This is a genomic window from Vibrio sp. RC2502 (assembly GCF_054850435.1).
In genome coordinates, this window is the sequence record NZ_CM141453.1 from 1,595,726 (window position 1) to 1,613,979 (window position 18,254).

At 44.9% G+C, this 18,254-nt stretch carries 22 protein-coding genes and 2 pseudogenes; 3 read left to right on the top strand and 21 right to left on the bottom strand.

Annotation, left to right across the window (positions count from 1 at the left end):
* Window positions 1-7 precede the first annotated feature (7 nt).
* The 11 genes and pseudogenes from ACYJZR_RS07645 to ACYJZR_RS07695 all read right to left on the bottom strand — a co-directional run bounded on the left by ACYJZR_RS07645 (window position 8) and on the right by ACYJZR_RS07695 (window position 6,450).
* Window positions 8-751 (bottom strand): major capsid protein P2, encoded by a 744-nt coding sequence (locus ACYJZR_RS07645; RefSeq protein ID WP_406966445.1) that lies wholly within the window; start codon window positions 749-751, stop codon window positions 8-10.
* Window positions 751-879, bottom strand: coding sequence for a hypothetical protein (locus tag ACYJZR_RS07650; RefSeq protein WP_005455307.1), 129 nt, complete (start codon window positions 877-879; stop codon window positions 751-753). The genes ACYJZR_RS07645 and ACYJZR_RS07650 overlap by 1 nt, the downstream gene beginning before the upstream one ends.
* Window positions 880-1,599: 720 nt before the next feature.
* Window positions 1,600-2,372: pseudogene (locus ACYJZR_RS07655) on the bottom strand (hypothetical protein).
* Window positions 2,344-2,796 carry a hypothetical protein gene (locus ACYJZR_RS07660; protein ID WP_025537008.1) on the bottom strand — a complete coding sequence of 151 codons (453 nt, stop codon included), beginning with the start codon at window positions 2,794-2,796 and terminating at the stop codon, window positions 2,344-2,346. Before ACYJZR_RS07660 ends, ACYJZR_RS07655 begins: the two are co-directional and overlap by 29 nt.
* Window positions 2,786-3,319 (bottom strand): hypothetical protein, encoded by a 534-nt coding sequence (locus ACYJZR_RS07665; protein ID WP_175547329.1) that lies wholly within the window; start codon window positions 3,317-3,319, stop codon window positions 2,786-2,788. The genes ACYJZR_RS07660 and ACYJZR_RS07665 overlap by 11 nt, the downstream gene beginning before the upstream one ends.
* Window positions 3,312-3,623 carry a hypothetical protein gene (locus ACYJZR_RS07670; protein WP_005479386.1) on the bottom strand — a complete coding sequence of 104 codons (312 nt, stop codon included), beginning with the start codon at window positions 3,621-3,623 and terminating at the stop codon, window positions 3,312-3,314. The genes ACYJZR_RS07665 and ACYJZR_RS07670 overlap by 8 nt, the downstream gene beginning before the upstream one ends.
* Before the next feature lie 3 nt (window positions 3,624-3,626).
* Window positions 3,627-3,782 carry a hypothetical protein gene (locus ACYJZR_RS07675; protein ID WP_162833715.1) on the bottom strand — a complete coding sequence of 52 codons (156 nt, stop codon included), beginning with the start codon at window positions 3,780-3,782 and terminating at the stop codon, window positions 3,627-3,629.
* Between the two features lie 58 nt (window positions 3,783-3,840).
* Window positions 3,841-5,697 (bottom strand): hypothetical protein, encoded by a 1,857-nt coding sequence (locus ACYJZR_RS07680; RefSeq protein WP_072847760.1) that lies wholly within the window; start codon window positions 5,695-5,697, stop codon window positions 3,841-3,843.
* Window positions 5,694-5,882 carry a hypothetical protein gene (locus tag ACYJZR_RS07685; protein WP_025543256.1) on the bottom strand — a complete coding sequence of 63 codons (189 nt, stop codon included), beginning with the start codon at window positions 5,880-5,882 and terminating at the stop codon, window positions 5,694-5,696. Before ACYJZR_RS07685 ends, ACYJZR_RS07680 begins: the two co-directional genes overlap by 4 nt.
* 2 nt (window positions 5,883-5,884) lie before the next feature.
* Window positions 5,885-6,262, bottom strand: a complete 378-nt coding sequence (locus tag ACYJZR_RS07690; protein ID WP_029796754.1) for a hypothetical protein — start codon at window positions 6,260-6,262, stop codon at window positions 5,885-5,887.
* Complete coding sequence (locus ACYJZR_RS07695) at window positions 6,259-6,450, bottom strand: hypothetical protein (protein WP_072847759.1); 192 nt, start codon at window positions 6,448-6,450, stop codon at window positions 6,259-6,261. Before ACYJZR_RS07695 ends, ACYJZR_RS07690 begins: the two co-directional genes overlap by 4 nt.
* A gap of 142 nt (window positions 6,451-6,592) precedes the next feature.
* On the opposite strand from ACYJZR_RS07695, the gene ACYJZR_RS07700 reads away from it, so the two are divergent.
* On the top strand, window positions 6,593-6,859 hold the full coding sequence (locus ACYJZR_RS07700; RefSeq protein WP_021448543.1) for a helix-turn-helix domain-containing protein: 267 nt from the start codon (window positions 6,593-6,595) through the stop codon (window positions 6,857-6,859).
* 8 nt (window positions 6,860-6,867) lie between these two features.
* Here the strand turns inward: ACYJZR_RS07700 and ACYJZR_RS07705 are convergent.
* The 4 genes and pseudogenes from ACYJZR_RS07705 to matP form a co-directional block, all read right to left on the bottom strand.
* Window positions 6,868-6,990: pseudogene (locus tag ACYJZR_RS07705) on the bottom strand (DUF3693 domain-containing protein); the annotation flags it as partial.
* A gap of 85 nt (window positions 6,991-7,075) precedes the next feature.
* Window positions 7,076-7,399 (bottom strand): hypothetical protein, encoded by a 324-nt coding sequence (locus ACYJZR_RS07710; protein WP_169052835.1) that lies wholly within the window; start codon window positions 7,397-7,399, stop codon window positions 7,076-7,078.
* A gap of 112 nt (window positions 7,400-7,511) precedes the next feature.
* Complete coding sequence (locus ACYJZR_RS07715) at window positions 7,512-7,823, bottom strand: DUF3634 family protein (RefSeq protein WP_102600760.1); 312 nt, start codon at window positions 7,821-7,823, stop codon at window positions 7,512-7,514.
* A gap of 10 nt (window positions 7,824-7,833) precedes the next feature.
* On the bottom strand, window positions 7,834-8,283 hold the full coding sequence (gene matP / locus ACYJZR_RS07720) for a macrodomain Ter protein MatP (RefSeq protein ID WP_025503614.1): 450 nt from the start codon (window positions 8,281-8,283) through the stop codon (window positions 7,834-7,836).
* Between the two features lie 210 nt (window positions 8,284-8,493).
* Here matP and ACYJZR_RS07725 point away from each other — a divergent pair, with 210 nt between their 5' ends.
* Together ACYJZR_RS07725 and fabA are read left to right on the top strand one after the other, a co-directional pair.
* Window positions 8,494-10,131, top strand: coding sequence for an AAA family ATPase (locus ACYJZR_RS07725; protein ID WP_025796350.1), 1,638 nt, complete (start codon window positions 8,494-8,496; stop codon window positions 10,129-10,131).
* Between the two features lie 70 nt (window positions 10,132-10,201).
* Complete coding sequence (fabA, locus tag ACYJZR_RS07730; RefSeq protein WP_005390081.1) at window positions 10,202-10,720, top strand: bifunctional 3-hydroxydecanoyl-ACP dehydratase/trans-2-decenoyl-ACP isomerase; 519 nt, start codon at window positions 10,202-10,204, stop codon at window positions 10,718-10,720.
* 113 nt (window positions 10,721-10,833) lie between these two features.
* Here the strand turns inward: fabA and rmf are convergent, their stop codons facing one another.
* From rmf to ACYJZR_RS07760, 6 genes are all read right to left on the bottom strand, one after another.
* Complete coding sequence (gene rmf / locus ACYJZR_RS07735; protein WP_005494976.1) at window positions 10,834-11,007, bottom strand: ribosome modulation factor; 174 nt, start codon at window positions 11,005-11,007, stop codon at window positions 10,834-10,836.
* 171 nt (window positions 11,008-11,178) lie between these two features.
* Window positions 11,179-12,903, bottom strand: a complete 1,725-nt coding sequence (locus tag ACYJZR_RS07740) for a DUF3466 family protein (protein WP_029830334.1) — start codon at window positions 12,901-12,903, stop codon at window positions 11,179-11,181.
* 7 nt (window positions 12,904-12,910) lie between these two features.
* Window positions 12,911-14,830: an ABC transporter ATP-binding protein gene (locus tag ACYJZR_RS07745; RefSeq protein WP_406966443.1), complete on the bottom strand. Its 1,920-nt coding sequence runs from the start codon at window positions 14,828-14,830 to the stop codon at window positions 12,911-12,913.
* Window positions 14,808-15,008 carry a glutaredoxin family protein gene (locus tag ACYJZR_RS07750; protein WP_005488198.1) on the bottom strand — a complete coding sequence of 67 codons (201 nt, stop codon included), beginning with the start codon at window positions 15,006-15,008 and terminating at the stop codon, window positions 14,808-14,810. The genes ACYJZR_RS07745 and ACYJZR_RS07750 overlap by 23 nt, the downstream gene beginning before the upstream one ends.
* Before the next feature lie 70 nt (window positions 15,009-15,078).
* Complete coding sequence (gene rlmKL / locus ACYJZR_RS07755) at window positions 15,079-17,202, bottom strand: bifunctional 23S rRNA (guanine(2069)-N(7))-methyltransferase RlmK/23S rRNA (guanine(2445)-N(2))-methyltransferase RlmL (RefSeq protein WP_025441885.1); 2,124 nt, start codon at window positions 17,200-17,202, stop codon at window positions 15,079-15,081.
* A gap of 496 nt (window positions 17,203-17,698) precedes the next feature.
* Window positions 17,699-18,241, bottom strand: a complete 543-nt coding sequence (locus ACYJZR_RS07760) for a cell division protein ZapC (protein WP_005494967.1) — start codon at window positions 18,239-18,241, stop codon at window positions 17,699-17,701.
* Between the last annotated feature and the right edge of the window lie 13 nt (window positions 18,242-18,254).

An 18,254-nucleotide genomic window follows, 5' to 3' on the forward strand; every position in this document is an offset into this window, starting at 1 on the left:
CGCCCCCTTACTGCGCGGTAGGCACCGCCACTTGTTCGATGGCTTCAATCAGTACCGGAATACTGCCCGCTGCCGTTTTTTCCACTTCAAACGCCAGTTGTTTCATGGCCGCGGCTAAGTCGTAGGCGTTATCGGCTTTGTTGACGTTGAGCTCTTCACGTTCATCACGCAGCACACGAACGCGTTCAATCGTGTTGTCTTTTAGGTGCAAACGCTTGATAGACAGCGCCGCGCTACGCTCGGCAAAGTCAAACGGCGTGCGACCACTCGCCGCGGCGTACCACGTTTGCGAGTAAAGGCGTGGCATGTAGATACGCTGAGTTTGCGCCGCGGTGGTATGAGCGCGAGCACGAATCATTGGCGCCGCTGTCCCTGTCTTGGCTTTTAGCTGGATGTACATAAACCAGATTTCGCCCTGTAGGGTCACAAGCTCACCTGTACGGATACCCAGTTTTGTACGCATCGTCATGTCAGAGAAGTTCAACACGTAGCGACCCGCTTGCACGTACTCTTTCTTGTGCTCTTGCAAGTCGATAAGGTCTTGACCTGTCACGTTGACAATTTCACGACCGTTCACTTTGACCGCAATGCGCTCAATGTCCGCAGGGTCAAGAATGTCAGTGACTAGCTCGATGTTTTGGTAAGTTGGGCCCGATACCAAGCGCAATGTGGCTTGGTTGCCCCAGTTCACACCTTCAACTGGGTCAAGCTCACGTGGACGTGGGTTAAAAGGCTGTTTTAACGCTTCCATTAGAACCATCCTTTGTCGCCGTTAAGGGTTTCACGCACTGGCGTCAGTACGCTGATGTTGTTGATAGCCGCAATCACGATGAGCGTGATAATCAGTGCCATCAAAAGGTTTTTATGTTGCTGTTTCATGGTGTTCCTTTCGGTTGTACACGGTTAAAAAGTGATTTCATGAAACAGGGATTTGAGAGGAAGCGAAAGCGGGCGCAACCTATAGGTTAAGTGGTTAACCTATAGGTTGGATGGGTAATAAAATTAACCCTTTTGAATTGTTACGTACGTAGGAATTTAGAGGAGAAAAGCAAGCATAGGAATTCAACACAGAATAAAATTACTGTTAATGCAAATATATCTGAAAAAGGCTCACTGGTAATCCCTATAGGTGGAGTTGCAGCATCGACTAACGACCTGCCGTAGTAAAAGAGACTATTGTAAAAGCCATTGTACCAATCACGAGCCTCCACACTAGTTAAAAAACTCCCCCAGGATTGTAGCGCTAGGGCTTCTTTTAGGGAGTGCATCCCATTGAAATAAACTAGGTAAGACACAAATAATGAGAAAGCGCTCATCAGTGCAAGTATCCCCACTCCCGAGCCATCTATCGTTAATAGTTTGCGCCTGTAATATGATGTCATGATTGAAGATGTTATTATGATGATTAAAGCAAACAGCGCGGATATGCCAAACTTACTAAGTGCGTAAGTCAAGTATAGAATCAGCGCCTGAACTAAATATGGTATTAATCTAATAATTTTCATAGTCATACGGTTTATTTTTTAAGCCTAATGGTTGTTGGGTTTGATTTTTCACGTCAATAATACCAGCAGCATATCATTTATTCTATAATTACAATTAGAACAGCGACTTAGCATCGCTTAATGTACCTGTCAGGCAATTGAACGCGCCTTTTTCGACGTTGCCGATACCGTCACGAACGAGCATATATTCGGCAACCGGCTTACCAATTGCGGCTTTGTTGTTCTTGGCTGATTTCAAGCCCGCCAAGGTATCGACGCACAACCCTTTTTTATCCGCGAGCCATCGTGCATCGGCCATCGAGTTGACCGCACCAATCCACCATACAGGCGATTGCTCGGTCACGGTCTTGGGCACTTCCTGCCGCGTTGGAAAATCGAATGCAGCACAATCCCATATTGACGCCCACCGCGCCACAATTCGCCCGTCTTGCCTTTGAGTTTGCCGGACGTCTCCACGCAGCTTGCAAGCTCTTCGATGATCACATGCAGTTGTTTGGCGTCGCCATTACCCACTGCCCACACCGCGGCACTGAAGAACTCCAATTCTTCTGAGCAAGCCCCATCTTTGGGGATATACGCCAACTTGAACGACTTGCCGCGCTTACGTGCCATCACCAACGCTTTGACAAACGCCACGCGAGAACTGGTTTCAAGGCATTGTTGGCCGCGGAATTTCGCCCCCGCGTAGTTGCGATAAGGGTCAAAAAAAACTGCTTGCGCGGCTTTTGGCACTAACCCCAAGTGCTTAACGGCGGAGGTTTTTCCCCCGCCCGTGCCCGCCACATAGATGACATGCTCGGCATCGTGTGACGGATTGGAGTTGACCGGATTGGGGAATTTAAGCGGCGTCTTTTTCTTTTTGCTCACGCTGTTTTTTCTCCTCTATCACTAATAGTTCTTTTTGGTATGCCATGGTTTTCTTGGCACTGTAGACCAGCGACAACACCGCCAAGCCAAGCACCGCTTCTTCCATGTAATTACCGAACATTGACGTGACCGTGTCACCATGCTTTTCAAGCACTGGCAACGCCGCATCAATCACCGCCGCTTTGCCTTTTTCGTCAAACTCAAAATCCACACCGGAAATAATCGTCGTGGCTTGCTCGGCAATGGTGAACAACACCGACAATGCGCCTTGAAACATCTCACCCGCGGGTTTGCTGTCGTCGTTGGCGGCTTCGGTTGGTAAGTCGGTTAACTCGCTGACTTCAGTTTGTTCCAATCCGCTGATAACCGCGGAGAAGTCGCCCCAATCGTCCATATCTGGTTGGTTTTCAATTTCACCCTGCATTGACGGTTTCCCCTTGTTCGCTTTCTGGTTCGGTTGGCTGCTTGGTTGGCATCAGTTGACGGATTGCCCAAATCAACAAGGCGACAAACGCAATCCCCGCTAAGACTTTTTTCACCGGAAACGGCGGGTTTTTAACGGGCTCAGGTTCGGTTGGCGGTTCGGTTTCAACGCTTGGCGCGTTAACCTGTTCAATTGCTTCAACGCTAGGTATATCAATACTTGCAACGGTTTCAACCACTGGCTCAACCGTTGGTAATTCGGCGTCAATTGTGACCGCGTCACTCACTTCCAGTTGTTCAACCGAGTCAACCATGTTGGATTCCACAAAGGCGTTAATGCTCTTACTCATTGGGCTGTTGCCACAGTTTGGGCACTTGTAATACAGCAGCCCTAAGTTGCGCCCGTTTTTGGTTGGCTCGCCCTCGGCAATCAACTTGCCCTCACCGACACGATGCACGGTTGAAGCGGTATGACAAACGGGGCACGAAACGTGCCCACGAATTGGGTTTGGATGTTTACTCATCGGCGGTGGCCTCGACACTTTCCAATTGCTGAATGTTGTCTTGCACACAACCGCGATACTTTGCACGCACCTTGTTATTGAGCTTGGTTAACTGCTCGATTTGCTGAAATAGCGTCGGATTTAACCCAAACGCTTCAAGCGACAAGTTGCCCGTCATGAGCATCTTGCTTGCACGCTTGATAATCGCATTGGTGTCCATGTTTTTGAACTGACTCAGTTCGTTTTCCACGCTGGCGTTGAGTTTGTCGGCGGCATCAAGCGCGGCCATTGCTTGCTGACATTCTTTAAGAGATAGCATTTCCATTGTTTAAGCCTCGGCTAGTTCGTCGTCGGTATTCGGTTTGTTCTGAATCTGTTTGTTGACTTCTTTCATCCAGACCAGCAATAGACGCCAAAACACGCCGCCCTTGCTGCGCTTCACTTCGGCTTCCATTTCTTGGGTGATTTTGTCGATGGTGCTCATTGGGTTGTCCTTTTACCTAGTTGCTGAAATCGTTGTCGCAAGCAATTGCCCAAAGGGGCTAATGAACTGAGTGGCAATAATCATGGTAAATCGCCATGTCATTGCTCTTAATTATGTTGATGTCCGGTTCTGGCGGTTGCACTTGTGCCAGCTGGCTTTTCCAGTTGGCTTGGCGCAGTTGAAATCGTTCAAACTGTTCGGCGTAAATGTCGCTGGCATCGTCGCGAATTAGTGCTAAGTCATTACCTTTGCGCTCGGCGGTGCACTTCATCGACCAACCACGCGCACCGCGTGCCCAATAGAGAAACGCGCCCGCTTTGCGTTGGGCTTTTTCACCCTCAAACACGATAGAAAATTGGTTTAGGCTACTGGCGAACGTGCCGCGGCTCTTGATTTGGTTGCGAATTTGGCGGGCTTCGTGCTCAAGCTTCTTAATCAGATGGTTAAGCTTTTGCACCGCATCGAGATTGCCCTGCTTACGGTTAATGTCGATAGCGCGAATCGCGTCTTGCTTTTTGGTCTCTTTACGTCGGATTTCACGTTGCATCGGCTTGCGCCATTGCTCCAACATGTAACCGCACTCTTTAATGATGCCCGTCATGTTGTCCACTTCGAACGATGCCAACACATCCCAATCGGGTGCGCGGCTACAGCGTGCGATGTTGTAGCGGTTGCCTTTTATCAGTCCTTGGTCGGCGTTGTCGCCCTTGGCTGCGTAACCCACCGCTTTGATGAGATAGCCCGCCGCCGCTTCGCTGAATTTGATTTTCTCCAGGTGCGCCATGCCATTGCCCCAAAGTTGCTCGATGCGGTTTGCCCATCCTGCAAAATGGTGTGATTCCACTCGCCAGTTCAGCAGCACATGCACGTGGGGATTGGGTTCACCATCTTCGTTAGCCGGTGACTCTGCGACCCAAATGTAATGAAAATCAAACGGGTTGGCGGTTGGTCCATGAATTTCTTTAACGTGTTTAATCTCTTGGTCGTCTTTCCATGCCGCTTTGAGTGGGCGTCCGATTCTGCCCGCAACTTTGACCTTGTCACCGTCAAGCCCAAGTGAGCCCGCTTCGCTTGCGGAATACTCAAACCCGCGTTGGTACATTTTCTTGAGAGCGTTAAGAAAGCGTGACACCTCGGCGCCAATCGTGGTTTGGATTGGGCAATATGGCAGCCCCTCATCGGTGACCGCTTCGCCACCAAAAATGCGCTCGCGTTGCTTTTGCGTAAAAGTCAGCGTGAGAAAGGTGCTAAACCCACCATGACACGCCGCGACATAAGCGCCCGATTCAAAGATTTTCTTCACAGCGCGAGGCGTCAGTTTCTCAGTGAATCGCTCACCCGTTTGTGGTTCAGGTGCATCGGACGGGCTTGGGTGGTATTTCACCTGCATTTTCAGTTGTTGTGCCCAACCGCGAGACATTAAATAGGCTCGGCTAGTGCCAATGGGTTGCCATTCAAGGCGATTGTGTTCGTTGCGAATCCAGCCTGTTTGCGCTTGTGCGCGTGCTCGATATTCATCGGTCACGTTATCGCCACAAAACGATTCCGTTTTATGGCGCGGCGGCAGACGTCGAGAACGGGTGATTAAGCGGTCTATCTGCTTACGTTTTCCGTGTCCGACTTTTGCGCCCTTTGACGAGCCTAGTCTTTTCTGGACTTCGTCCAGCGCTTCGCGCCCAAGTTCGGCACTTTTTAAGGTGCGTAAATGGTGGATTTGATCCAATGACTTGAACTTTTGCAGTTCACTTTCCATCCAATCACGGTTTGGAGCACTAAAAAAACCGCTTTCGATAGCGGCGATATTTTTCTCGGTAACGGTAACGTCTTGCGCTAACGCCGTAATAAAGCCCACATCGTGCGGGCTAAGTAAATTGGTGATCTTTCGCTCTGGTTGCGGTTGGTATAGGTGCTTCATAACACCTCTCTTATTACTTGCGAGTAATCAAGCAGGTAAAACACGCAGCCCACAACCGCCCAAACTAAAATGATAATTTCACCGTCGCTTAAATCTGACCAGTTGAACGCCTTTTCGGAATGGTCTTTACCCATGCAGAAACACAGCAAACCAACAATAAACACACCAAGTACATGCAGATTCACGATTAAATCCCCTCAGCCAACTGAGAGCAATCAGGGCAAATAACGTGGTCTTGTTTGAACGTGTTTTTACAACCGTCACAAAGCTCGGTGGAAGAATCCGCGCCCACTTGGGGCGCTTCATCTTGCTTGCGGATTTGGTGTAATGGTTCGCCGTTGTTTTGAGCGCCAAGTGTCGCCATACGATGAGCGGCGTTAATAATATCGGCTAACGTGGCATTTTGTGCTTTGACACAAGCAACAAGCGTCATTCCTTGATAAAGCCAAAGAGAGGCTTCAACGGTTTCCAGTTCAAAACTGTCGAAGTAAATATGAGTTCCATTGCATTGCGATGCAACAAGTTGGCGCTGATTGCGGCGCGTTTTCCAGATACTCAAATTCATGCTACAACCCCCTGACGAAAACGTGTAGGAATGTAGGTTTGTTTCTTCTTAGGGAATTGCTCAGCGAACTTTTCGCGTAATTGTGCAATCTTATGAAGTGAGTTTGCTGTTTTAGCTGGGTCTGGATTGATGCACCCTACCATATCTGGGCAAGGTAAGTGAATTGGGTCGGTAACGATACGTTCCATGTTGTAGCCTCCGCAAGCTATTGATTTCCTGTCTCAAAAACAACGTTAAGGAAATCTTTTTAAGCACGCAAGTGGCTTGCGGTAGTGAAAGAAGCCAGACTATCCACTAAAATTTAACAACATTGCGAAAGGATGCGGGAACATGACTAACTACACAAATGTGCTTTTAGATAAACTGAAAAACCAGTTGGAACTTACCTCTGACTATCAGTTAGCTAAGGTTTTGGACGTTGGCACAAGTAGAATTAGCAATTACCGCAATGGTCGCAGTGTTCTTGATTGGGAAATTGCCTTTAAAATCGCCGACTTATTAGGGTTGGATGATCAGGATGTGGTATACGGTTTACTCGAAGATAAGTCTATAAACCCCCGCTTAATCAATGCCTTACAAGCAGGGGCGCCAGCCTAACTCCTCATTTACCAGCTTATACATAATGCGTACTGATGTAGTGGTTCTAATGGGCTTGTAAACACTACAGCAAATCCGGCACAAGCCATTGAGATTCCTGACGATCCAAGCCCATTAAACTTTTTTGCAATTCATTCCCATGCTACTTCTATCTACGGATTATAGAAAACCAATTGATTTGCGGTAACTCGGTATTGCTTACTTTAAACTGAAGGTTCACGAACCAGTTGTTATATGTATGCGGATATATTTTTCAGGATGTTTGTAACGATATCGCTTACCGGTTTTTAAGTTTGAACGAGCAAAACGGCAAACTGTTGTATCTCCGCTTCCAGTAACTCGTTTTACTATTGCTACTTTTCCTTTATGTTCCATTTCAATCATTAAATCGCAATAACCATCATATTGGTCGAACTGCTTATCGACTTTCTTTTGTAGCGTCGATTTGATTTTCTTAGCCACTGGATTTGTTTCTGAATCATCGGCCAATGTTGATGTTGTGGGTAACAATAATAAAAATAAAGTGACAACGTATCGCATTCGTAAATCCATTTTTGATAAATGGACTGATTGTAATTTTTTATGCGTCAAATGCTAAAACGGGACACAATTTTGCGTCCCGTTTAACGTAGATAAGTAATTGATATGTCGGCTAAGCTTGTTTCTTGCCTTTATTAGCTTTGAAACCTTGATGAGGAAAAACATTTCGAATTCGTTGTTGAACTTTCTTTGGTACGTCTTTAGAAAAGACCAGCCTCATTCCGGAGCGTTGGTTGTACACTTTGAGTTCACCAGTAAACGGGTCATGTTCGCCAATATCTTGTAAGTTATGTTTAAAAGATGGAGGTATATGCCCTTTTACCTTGCTCAAGTGGCCGTCATCAAAATTCACTTTTAACACGGGTCTATCCACGGCGATCAACCAGAATATGACGATTGCAGCAATTAATATCACATATAGCATCTAACACTCCTTAGCTGGATAGTAGCTTACTCAAGTCTTCTTTGATGGACGTAACTTTCTGGCTTGCTTTTTCACTTCTTGAGGCTTCTGAAAGTAGATATTCAATGGCATCAGACAGCGTACACCCCAGTTCATTGGCTCGATTAGATAATTTTTCCCAAACACGGTAATCAAGATCGATCGATTTCTTTTTGGTATGAACTTGTTCTGCGTTGAAGTGGCGCTTTCGTTTTGCGCGAATTGCCTGCTTGAGTTTGTTCTCTAGCTCTTCAGACATGTGTTTTTCAATCCAAGCTAGCACTAATGTAGGTTCGTGCTCTATGCGTCGTAACTCGGCGACAGCTGCATCAGTTTCACTTGTATCAATATGTCTAGTAATCGCTTCACCATCTTTCCATTTTTTGATTAGATACTTCCACTTCCATCCACATTCTAAATTTTCAAGTTGCTGATATTTCATTCTTTCTGACTCATAAAGCTAACCTGGTGACAGCGTAACCCAGTTATAGTTATTCATCAATGAAAACTCTTTGAAGTATCGATGTTGATCACTCATTTGTCCAAATGATACTCAACGAGTTATTTGCATTTACAACTACACCAATTGGCACTAGGGAGTTTAGAGCCCTTTCGTTATAATGACCGCAATATTGAATAATGATGAAATTAAATGAATCAACTTAATTGGAAAGACGTGACTCCTTCGTTCGAACAGTACGAAGACATATTAAAATCTGCCTCCTCTCTACCTAAGAAGAAGTTCGTAGAACTTCAACCAAGACTCCTCGCTACTGTTGAACGATTTAAGAAAATCAAAGGCTTGACTCGAGTTTTGGTAATAAACTGTGCAGATAATACGGTTTATCGTAAGTTTATTTGTGACGTGGTCACTGATGATTCAGAGCCTGCAATAATGACAGAGTCTTTGGACGCAAAGCTCTTGTTTGATCGCTACAGTGTCGATTTAAAAGGCGATGTTGTAGTTGAAGCTGGATTACTTTCCAAGGCTAACGGCGGGTATTTGATTTTACCAGCGAACCTCATTTTGGCGAATCCCGGATATTGGCCGAGCATTAAGTCTGCCATTCAAGGAAAGCCAGTAAAACCCTTGAATGTAAGCCCTACTCGACTACCTATTTTAACGGCCGATGAAAAAGATTTTGACGTTAAGATTATTGTTACTGGCGATCGTAATCAATTGGCCGACCTTGAGTATGTTGACGAAGATTTTTCAACCGGCCTAACGATGTATACCGAGGTTGAAGAAGATATCCACTTATCTGCAAGTAACTTAGAGTTGTATGTAGGTTTGGTGAATTGGATTTGTTCGGAGTACGGCTTCCCATCGTTGGATGAAGGTGCTTTTCAACGGTTACTATTAGCAGGCATGCGTTTAACTGAGGACCAACATTATTTGCCTTTAGGTGTGATGTGGCATTGCCAACTACTTAGCCTAGCTGCTCAGTTTAGCGATCAAAATATCATTGATTATGTGGCGATAGATAAAGCCATCGACGATAAATATTATCGAGAGTCTTACCTTCCTCAACGTGCAGTTTATGACATTCTTGACGGCCAGGTCATCATTGAGACTACTGGCGAACAAGTCGGCCAAATTAACGGACTCACGGTTATTGATATGGCCGGGCATCCTGTCTCTTATGGCGAGCCAGCGCGAATTTCATGTGTTATTCACTTTGGAGATGGTGACATTTCCGATGTTGAGCGCAAAGCTGAACTTGGAGGAAATCTTCATGCGAAAGGCATGATGATCATGCAAGCATTTCTAAGCTCTGCTTTGAATTTGGATGAGCCACTGCCTTACTCTGCGTCTATTGTTTTCGAGCAGTCCTATAGTGAAGTGGATGGTGATAGTGCTTCATTGGCAGAGTTATGTTGTTTGGTAAGTGCACTGTCTGAATCCCCGGTTAATCAACAAATCGCGGTGACTGGCGCGGTGGACCAATTTGGCCGAGTACAAGCGGTAGGCGGCTTAAATGAGAAGATCGAAGGTTTTTATCAAGTTTGTAAACACCAAGGCTTCACTGGTCATCAAGGCGTTATTATGCCTAAATCGAACTTGAAGCACCTTGCTTTACATAAAGATGTCATAGAAAGCATTAAGAATGGTGAGTTCCATATTTGGTCGGTTTCTACCGTTGATGAAGCAATACCAATTCTAATGGGCAAATCATTCAGAGGCGAAGATGATAGCGTCATCGGCAAGATCGCCGAACGTATTGAAAATTTTGAAAGACATGAGCATCCAGAAGGAATTGTGCAGCGCATCAAAAACTGGTTTGTCTAGTACTGATCGGAGTTGTTTAGCGTACACGTGTTCACTAACATGCATCTGTCAAAAATTGGAGTAATTGATAATGCAAAACAAACGTGATTCTTACAACCGTGATGATCTTCTTGCTTCTAGCCAAGGCGAGCTTTTTGGTCCGGGTTACCCACAACTTCCTGCACCAAACATGCTAATGATGGACCGAGTTACTAAAATGTCTGAAACAGAAGGTGATTTTGGTAAAGGTTTAATTCTTGCAGAGTTGGATATTACTCCAGATCTTTGGTTCTTCGATTGTCACTTCCCTGGTGACCCAGTAATGCCAGGCTGTCTCGGTCTAGATGCCATGTGGCAGCTAGTGGGCTTCTTCTTAGGTTGGGTCGGCGGCAAAGGCAAAGGTCGAGCTCTTGGCGTTGGTGAAGTGAAGTTTACTGGCCAAATTCTACCAACTGCTAAGAAAGTAACGTACGAAATTCATATGAAGCGCGTTGTGAACCGTAAACTAGTGATGGGTCTAGCAGACGGCCGCGTATGTGTTGACGGCAAAGAAATTTATGTTGCGAAGGATCTTAAAGTTGGCTTGTTCCAAGATACTTCGAGCTTCTAGTTACCCTTCTCTATAAATTTTTAAGGCCCCTATCTGGGGCTTTTTTATGCTTAGTCATTACGAGAAAAGGCTCTCTACGAGCCCTTTCGAATCCTTCTGTTGTATGTGGAGAGTTATTTATAGAGACCAGATTGTTTTTCATCTCTGGCATCACGCCAACCACCTAACCAATACGACCGAGCGTCTACTTGTTGATACGGGCAAGCCTCTTGAGACCTTCCATTCAACCCAGCTTTATAGCCTTGAGATTGAGCTCGTTCTAGGCGATCACGCTTTTGTCTCTTCATAGTTAATTCCTCATACAGGTCCATTTACTAACGTACAGCTGTTATTGTGAAACTTTGGTGGAGTTTTTATGACTCCACTTATAAGAATCGATCAAATTGCGCGATTTCTCAAGGCATAAAAAAAGCAGAGACTCAATTCTGTGAGCCTCTGCTTGAATTAAAAATTACTGACTATTTTCTACGGAACCCAAACAAACCAAGCATGGTCAAAGCTAACCAACCAAGGCCTGCGCCTTGACGTTCAGCGCTGTCTGATTCCACGCTTCGCGCTACGATATCTTCTTTCGTTTGGTTAGGAATTGGCATTAATTTCACTGCAACAATTTCTTCAGTACCATTACAAGAAGCGTTATGCGCTGTAGAGTTATACCCGCCTGCACATTTCATGGCAGTAGCCGATATTACACCGGCATCATTAATATCTGTTGCATCAATAATACGGAATGCGTTATTTGCCTCTGAATATTCGCCACCGTTTGTCAATGTATCTAGGAACCACGCTTTACCATCAAACAGTGTTTCAGCTCTCACATTGTTTGCATCATCTTGGATGTATGGATAAATGAAACCACGCTTACGACGAGGTTTGCCATCATCTTCACGGGTAGATTCCGCATCTAACTGACCCACAATTTCGTTGTAAGCGTTGATACCACCCATTTTACCGCCCGCACCGTTGAAGAAGATGCCCGTCGTTGGGTAAATAGCACTGAGAGATGCAGAACGAACATCATCAACAATAAACAAACGATTTGGCGCAGAACCCGTTGGCATCAAATACCCACCGGAACGTTTTGCTTCACCGATAGCTACGAAGTTTGAGTTTACATCAGTAAGTCTGGAGTTGAGGTGAACTGTTTCATCGCCCTCTTTTTGTCTCGCTCCTGCAACCACTTTGCTTTCCCAGGTGACGTTGGCAATGGAGGTTTCCGATTCTAACTTGCCAACAAATACGGTCGCGTTTAGATAATTATCATTGGCATATGTGTTGTAACCAACACCATACACGGTCGTACCATCTACTACGAGATCACGCATGCTCCCTTGAGCAAGTCTTTCGCCGTCTTTTGACGTCCCACTTTGCCAAGGAACTTCACTGATAACTTTAGTTTGATCCCAAATAGCGGCTTTGGAGGTATGGTGAGTGCCATTAGTATTACTTGCAGTTCTGGATACGCTTCCAACCGTAAATACACCATCCGTATTCCATGCGTGGCTTTCTACTACACTCGCTTCGCCATCTCCAGTAACAATATTTGGAAGAACGGGAGCTACGATGGTATTGCGCGTTTTTAAAGAAGATGAGTCTTCTTTGATACTCTGGTTACCGACAGCCTTACCGTCAGCTGTTAGGCTATTGATGATATTGTTGTATTCGTTTACGTAAGCGCTACCGTCATTTTCGACAAATGCTTTAGCATTTGGGGTGAAATCTCTACTTAGCTCTTTACTCCATGGAGTCCAGTTTACTGAAGCCCATGATTCACAGGTAGAATAGCGAAGTTGGTTAAAACAGTAGCGCTCAAAGTCCTTATACTCTTGGATGTAGTAAAACCCTGCATCCATCGCAAAAGGGATTTCTTCGCGGTAGCTATTACCATCAACTTCTTGGCTTGCAGATATTGGTGTCGTACGAGTTTCAATAGCAAGCTTAAATTGCTCTGGAGTGCAGTTTGCCGTCGCATCAAAGCAACCTAGGGCAAATGGAGAGTCTGTTGACGCATCGATTACATCACCCTGTTGAATGGCAACACCATAAGCGGTCTGATAATCAACAACATCGCCGTTCACTTCTGGCGATACTTCGATGACTTGATACAATGCTGCGTTTGCGTTCATTGCGGTACCCACTATCAAAGCGACAGCGGTTAACTTGAATTTGTTACTACAATTCATTGAATTCTTAACTATCCTGTTGCATTGCTTCGAGTTCTTCCCATCTCTCGAATGCGATTTCTAACTCCTGCTCTAAAGCAGCAAGTTGTTCCAATACCGGTTGAGTCTGCTCGACTGGCTTAGCGAAAAACTCAGGGTCATTCACTTGTTCTTGCAGAGTTTCAATATCCGATTCTAACTGTTCTAGCTTAGCTGGAAGAGCTTCTAATTCTCTTTGCAGCTTATACGATAACTTCTTAGAGTTGTTCTTAGGTTGAGTTGTTTTGGGAGTTTCCTCAACCACTTTCTCTTTTTTCGCTGGTTTTTCCGTCGAAAAACGAACTGCAAGTGCTTGATCACGTTGCTGCTTCGCATCGTGATAACCACCCACGAACTCTTCGATTACACCGTCACCTTCAAAAATCCAGCTAGTCGTTACTGTATTATCAACAAACTCACGGTCGTGACTTACTAACAGCAACGTACCCTGATAATTGGCAAGCATTTCTTCTAAAAGTTCCAACGTTTCTATATCCAAATCGTTGGTTGGCTCATCAAGAATAAGTAAGTTATTAGGTTTCAGTAAGATACGAGCGAGCAACAATCGGTTTTTTTCTCCGCCAGATAAGGCTTTAACTGGCGTGCGAGCGCGCTTTGGTGCAAACAGAAAATCTTGAAGATAGCTTAAAGCGTGACGCTGACGACCACCTACCATTACTTCCTGCTTACCGTCCGCTAAGTTGTCGATAACAGTTTTCTCAGGATCGAGGATCTCACGGTATTGATCGAAGTAAGCGACTTCAAGCTTGGTACCACAATGTAAGCGACCCGATTGAGCTTCTAGTTGCCCAAGCAATAACTTCAGTACGGTACTTTTACCACAACCATTTGGACCAATAAGGGCAATACGATCGCCGCGCATGATGTTGAAGCTGAAGTTATCAACAATTTGCTTACTGTCGTAAGCAAAAGACACATTCTCCGCTTCAAAGACGATTTTGCCTGAGCGTGACGCATCATCGATATTGAGATTAACTTTACCCTGCACTTCTCTGCGGTCGCGACGCTCTTCACGAAGTTTCTTAAGTGCACGCACTCGTCCTTCATTACGAGTACGACGCGCTTTAATACCTTGGCGAATCCACACTTCTTCTTGAGCCAGTTTCTTGTCGAACTCAGCGTTTTGCATCTCTTCAACACGAAGCATCTCTTCTTTCTCAAGCAAGTAATTGTCGTAATCACCAGGGAAAGAGGAAAGTTGCCCGCGGTCTAAGTCGACAATACGTGTCGCCATAGATTTAATGAATGCGCGGTCGTGGGAAATGAAGATAATCGAGCCTTTGAAATCTTTCAGGAAGTTCTCTAGCCATTCGATGGTTGTGACGTCCAAATGGTTGGTTGGTTCGTCAAGTAGTAATACATCAGGGTCACAAACTAGAGCTCGAGCTAATGCCGCCTTGCGTTGCCAGCCGCCAGATAAATCACGAAGTAATGTGTCTGGACTTAACTTTAGGGCACTAAGTACGTTTTTAACTCGGTCATCAAAACGCCACGCATTTGAATGATCCAATTGTTCTTGAATTTTTGCTAAGCGGTTGATGTTCTTTTCGCTTGGGTCTTGCGCAACAAGATCAAGAAGATCATGGTAGATCTTAAGCTGTTCGCCAATTTCCGCTAAGCCACCAGAGACATACTCATAAACAGTACCTTCTTGGTTGCGCGGTGGATCTTGCTCCAAACGAGAAACAACAACGTCTTGTGTTATTTGAATTTTGCCGTCGTCCAGTAAGATGTCGCCAGCAAGTACTTTCATCAACGTTGACTTACCAGCACCGTTTCGCCCTACTAAACAAACACGCTCATTTTCCTGCAAAGCAAACTCTGCGCGGTCTAATAGCGGATGATCACCGAAAGCAAGTTGCGCGTTATGAATGGTAAGTAATGCCATTATTTTCCAACCAATTTTTGAGTTCATCTAAATCGAACGGCCAGTTCAACTCAGAATCTTGATATTTTAATACGGGAATCGTTACGCCGTAACGAGAAAACAGTTCATCATCGAATGCGATATCGATAATATCTGTTTGTTCCGCCAGGCCGACCTGGCTTACTAGAGCAAATGCCATCTCACAAAGATGGCACCCCTCTGTGCTATACAATGTCAGCACTTATACGTCCTTATACTCAATCGTTTCTTTACTCTGCGTGTGTCACTAACCAGCAGTTATGGATGTGTTTGTTTCGAGAAAAATCCAAAGGCAAAGTTTGCGATGAAATATTCTGAGCTTTTAGTCCTAGCTCAGCCAACCCTTCTTCATCCATCTTAAAGTGACGTTTATTGTTCGAGAACACAATCGTACCGCCTGCTCGTAACAAACGTTTCAAGTTCGTCATTAGCTTGATATGGTCACGTTGCACGTCGAATGACGTTTCCATACGTTTTGAGTTTGAAAACGTCGGTGGATCAATAAAGATAAGGTCGTATTCGCCTTTTGCATTTTCAAGCCACTGCAGACAATCAGCTTGCTCAAAGCGATGTTGGCGTCCAATACAACCATTCAACTGCATATTGTCTTTTGCCCAGTTCAGGTAAGTGTTTGACATGTCTACTGTCGTTGTTGAACGAGCTCCGCCAACTGCCGCGTGTACTGTTGCACTACCTGTGTAAGCAAATAGGTTCAAGAAATCTTTGCCTTGAGCCATTTCGCCTAAGCGACGACGTGTGATCTTATGATCTAGGAATAGTCCCGTATCAAGATAGTCGTGCAAATTCACGATCAGCTTCACGCCGTACTCGTTCACCTCTAACGTTTCAGATACCTGACCCAACTTTTGATATTGGCTGCGACCTTTCTGCTTTTCACGAACTTTAAGGACAACTTTGTTCGCTTCTACGCCTGTCACTTGAATCGTTGCGCGAATGATATCCGTCAAACGGCGTTTCGCTTTCTCTTCAGGGATATTTTTAGGTGCTGCGTATTCTTGAATCACGATTTGATCGCCATATACGTCAATCGCTACGTTATATTCAGGAAGGTCTGCGTCATAGATGCGGTAGCAATCTAATTTCTCTTTACGAGCCCATTTGCCAATTTTGCCAATGTTTTTCTTCAAACGGTTTGAAAAATCAGGAGCGATTTGAGTATTGGTATCTGCACCTTTTACTTCATCGGCACTACGTTCTGCGATGCTGTAGTTTTTTTGGTGACACGGTAACGCACCATTGTTTAATTTGAATTGCTTATCTGCACGCATGCGAAGACAGCTCAGCAACTCATCTGAACTAGAGAAAATAGACGCTTTGCAGCCACCAAATTCTGCTTTCAATTGGCCACCAAACGCGGTGTAAAGCGCAATCAGACCTGGCTCTGTACCCAAACGTTCGCCGTAAGGTGGGTTAGATACAATCACACCATTTTCAAAACCTGCAGGTCGCGTAATAGTTGCCGCATCGCCTTGAGCAAACTCAATCAGTTCCTCAACCCCTGCTCTGCGAGCGTTCTCTTGTGCAACTTTCAGAACTTTCGGGTCGTTATCGAAGCCAAAAAACTTAGCGTCAACTTTCTTGACGCCGCGTCTAGCCTGAACGTTTGCTTCTGATTTGATTTCAGCCCATGTATCTGGCTCAAAGTCTTCAAGTGATTCAAAGCACCATTGCTTTCGTTTTACACCAGGAGCCATATTTGCAGCCATCATTGCCGCTTCAATCAGTAACGTACCAGAACCACACATTGGATCGAGAAGTGGCTGATGACTGTCCCAACCACAACGCATAATGATCGCCGCTGCTAATGTTTCACGAAGTGGTGCACGGCCAGATTCCGGACGGTAGCCACGTTGATGAAGGCCACTGCCTACCATATCAACACCTAAGATAGCTTTATCTTTGTGAAGGCGAACATGAACGCGAATATCAGGACGTTCTTTGCTGATGTTTGGTCGAGGTAAGCCTTTCTTCTCAAAGCAATCAACGATGCCATCTTTTACTTTCATCGCGCCGTACTGACTGTTGCGGATCTCGCGGTTGGTACCGTTAAAGTCCACAACGAAACGCTTAGAACTGTGGAATTGATTCACCCAGTTAATTGACGAAGTAGATAGGTATAGATCCATGTCGTCGTTACAAGTGAATTCAGATAAAACACGTACAAATCGTGATGCCAAGCGGCTCCACAAACAACAACGATAGATTTGCTCATTCGTGGCTTTAAATTTTACGCCCGCCTGTACTGGTTTCGCGTTTTCAATGCCTAGTTTAGTCAGTTCTTCAACAAGCAGGTTTTCCATGCCGTTTGAAGTTACCGCGAGATATTGATTCATAGTGTTCTTTCGTTAATAAAAAATGGCCTTAATTATACCTGACTTTACGATCAATGCCTCGTTTTTAAAGGCGTTTTTAGTTTCACCAGAGCAAACAATCACCAATCACTTGATCTGAAACTTCCTACATTTCGAGCTGAGCATTTCTTTTCCCATTCTTTTAGCTAACCAAAAACCTTACCTTAAAGAAGAAGTGAATACTTATTTACCTTAAAATTGGTATATACCAACAGTAAAATTATGTTGTAATTTACTTACCAATTGCATGTATTGGGGAAGAAATGGGGGAATGTTAGGCGATAAGTTGCCTAATATTAGTGATCGCTAAGATTAAAAAAGTGGAATAAAAGTGACCAGCTTCATAGTTATGTGCTTAACAACGCAGTGATTTCAGCCGATTAATAAAGGTATTTGAAAGGAGAAGGATAAAAAAAATCGACCTGAGGCGGTCGATTAAGGCAAACAAAGGAACGAAATAAAGAAAACTTAAAGAGGTTTAACCCACCATAGCCATTGGAGCCATGACAAATAAATGATTCGCACAAACCATTCTGTCGTGCATAACTTTTATTGGTTGTCCAAACTGCAGCGTTTTATGGCCATCAAGAATGAACTCTTCTTGACCGACATACGCGCATAAGCTTGAAGCTTCGCCAGGTTCTAAAACGATGAAAACGCCTTCAGAATAGCGGTTAGATAGAAATACCATGTCCCCTTCTTCTGGTTCGTGCCCTGTTGATTGAGCATCGAAGAACCAACTCTTAGGCTGGACTGGTTTATGGAAGCGTTTCGCAGCTACACAGTAAAGTGTTAGCTCGGCCTGACGGTACTCATTGATATCGAGACAACGAATGCGTTCATTAAACGTTTGAAACGCACTAGCATCGTCGACTGTAAATTCGTTTTTTGAGAAGGCACAGTTGACCAACAGCTTACGGGATAGATTGGTTTGGAAAATCATTTCCTCCCCCAGATCCAGCATTAAGCAAGCTTTGTGCTCGTCAAAATACCAATTCCATTTGTCGCTGGGTTTAAGCATTATTCCGTTCTCT

Bases quoted from the DNA above. Each gene is read 5' to 3' on its own strand.
- ACYJZR_RS07690 (WP_029796754.1), bottom strand. From the start codon at position 6,262: ATGAATTTGAGTATCTGGAAAACGCGCCGCAATCAGCGCCAACTTGTT.
- ACYJZR_RS07695 (WP_072847759.1), bottom strand. From the start codon at position 6,450: ATGGAACGTATCGTTACCGACCCAATTCACTTACCTTGCCCAGATATG.
- ACYJZR_RS07660 (WP_025537008.1), bottom strand. From the start codon at position 2,796: ATGCAGGGTGAAATTGAAAACCAACCAGATATGGACGATTGGGGCGAC.
- ACYJZR_RS07715 (WP_102600760.1), bottom strand. From the start codon at position 7,823: ATGCTATATGTGATATTAATTGCTGCAATCGTCATATTCTGGTTGATC.
- ACYJZR_RS07645 (WP_406966445.1), bottom strand. From the start codon at position 751: ATGGAAGCGTTAAAACAGCCTTTTAACCCACGTCCACGTGAGCTTGAC.
- matP (WP_025503614.1), bottom strand. From the start codon at position 8,283: ATGAAATATCAGCAACTTGAAAATTTAGAATGTGGATGGAAGTGGAAG.
- ACYJZR_RS07670 (WP_005479386.1), bottom strand. From the start codon at position 3,623: ATGGAAATGCTATCTCTTAAAGAATGTCAGCAAGCAATGGCCGCGCTT.
- ACYJZR_RS07680 (WP_072847760.1), bottom strand. From the start codon at position 5,697: ATGAAGCACCTATACCAACCGCAACCAGAGCGAAAGATCACCAATTTA.
- ACYJZR_RS07675 (WP_162833715.1), bottom strand. From the start codon at position 3,782: ATGAGCACCATCGACAAAATCACCCAAGAAATGGAAGCCGAAGTGAAG.
- fabA (WP_005390081.1), top strand. From the start codon at position 10,202: ATGCAAAACAAACGTGATTCTTACAACCGTGATGATCTTCTTGCTTCT.
- ACYJZR_RS07700 (WP_021448543.1), top strand. From the start codon at position 6,593: ATGACTAACTACACAAATGTGCTTTTAGATAAACTGAAAAACCAGTTG.
- ACYJZR_RS07710 (WP_169052835.1), bottom strand. From the start codon at position 7,399: ATGCGATACGTTGTCACTTTATTTTTATTATTGTTACCCACAACATCA.
- ACYJZR_RS07665 (WP_175547329.1), bottom strand. From the start codon at position 3,319: ATGAGTAAACATCCAAACCCAATTCGTGGGCACGTTTCGTGCCCCGTT.
- rmf (WP_005494976.1), bottom strand. From the start codon at position 11,007: ATGAAGAGACAAAAGCGTGATCGCCTAGAACGAGCTCAATCTCAAGGC.
- ACYJZR_RS07650 (WP_005455307.1), bottom strand. From the start codon at position 879: ATGAAACAGCAACATAAAAACCTTTTGATGGCACTGATTATCACGCTC.
- ACYJZR_RS07745 (WP_406966443.1), bottom strand. From the start codon at position 14,830: ATGGCATTACTTACCATTCATAACGCGCAACTTGCTTTCGGTGATCAT.
- ACYJZR_RS07740 (WP_029830334.1), bottom strand. From the start codon at position 12,903: ATGAATTGTAGTAACAAATTCAAGTTAACCGCTGTCGCTTTGATAGTG.
- ACYJZR_RS07760 (WP_005494967.1), bottom strand. From the start codon at position 18,241: ATGCTTAAACCCAGCGACAAATGGAATTGGTATTTTGACGAGCACAAA.
- rlmKL (WP_025441885.1), bottom strand. From the start codon at position 17,202: ATGAATCAATATCTCGCGGTAACTTCAAACGGCATGGAAAACCTGCTT.
- ACYJZR_RS07750 (WP_005488198.1), bottom strand. From the start codon at position 15,008: ATGGCATTTGCTCTAGTAAGCCAGGTCGGCCTGGCGGAACAAACAGAT.
- ACYJZR_RS07725 (WP_025796350.1), top strand. From the start codon at position 8,494: ATGAATCAACTTAATTGGAAAGACGTGACTCCTTCGTTCGAACAGTAC.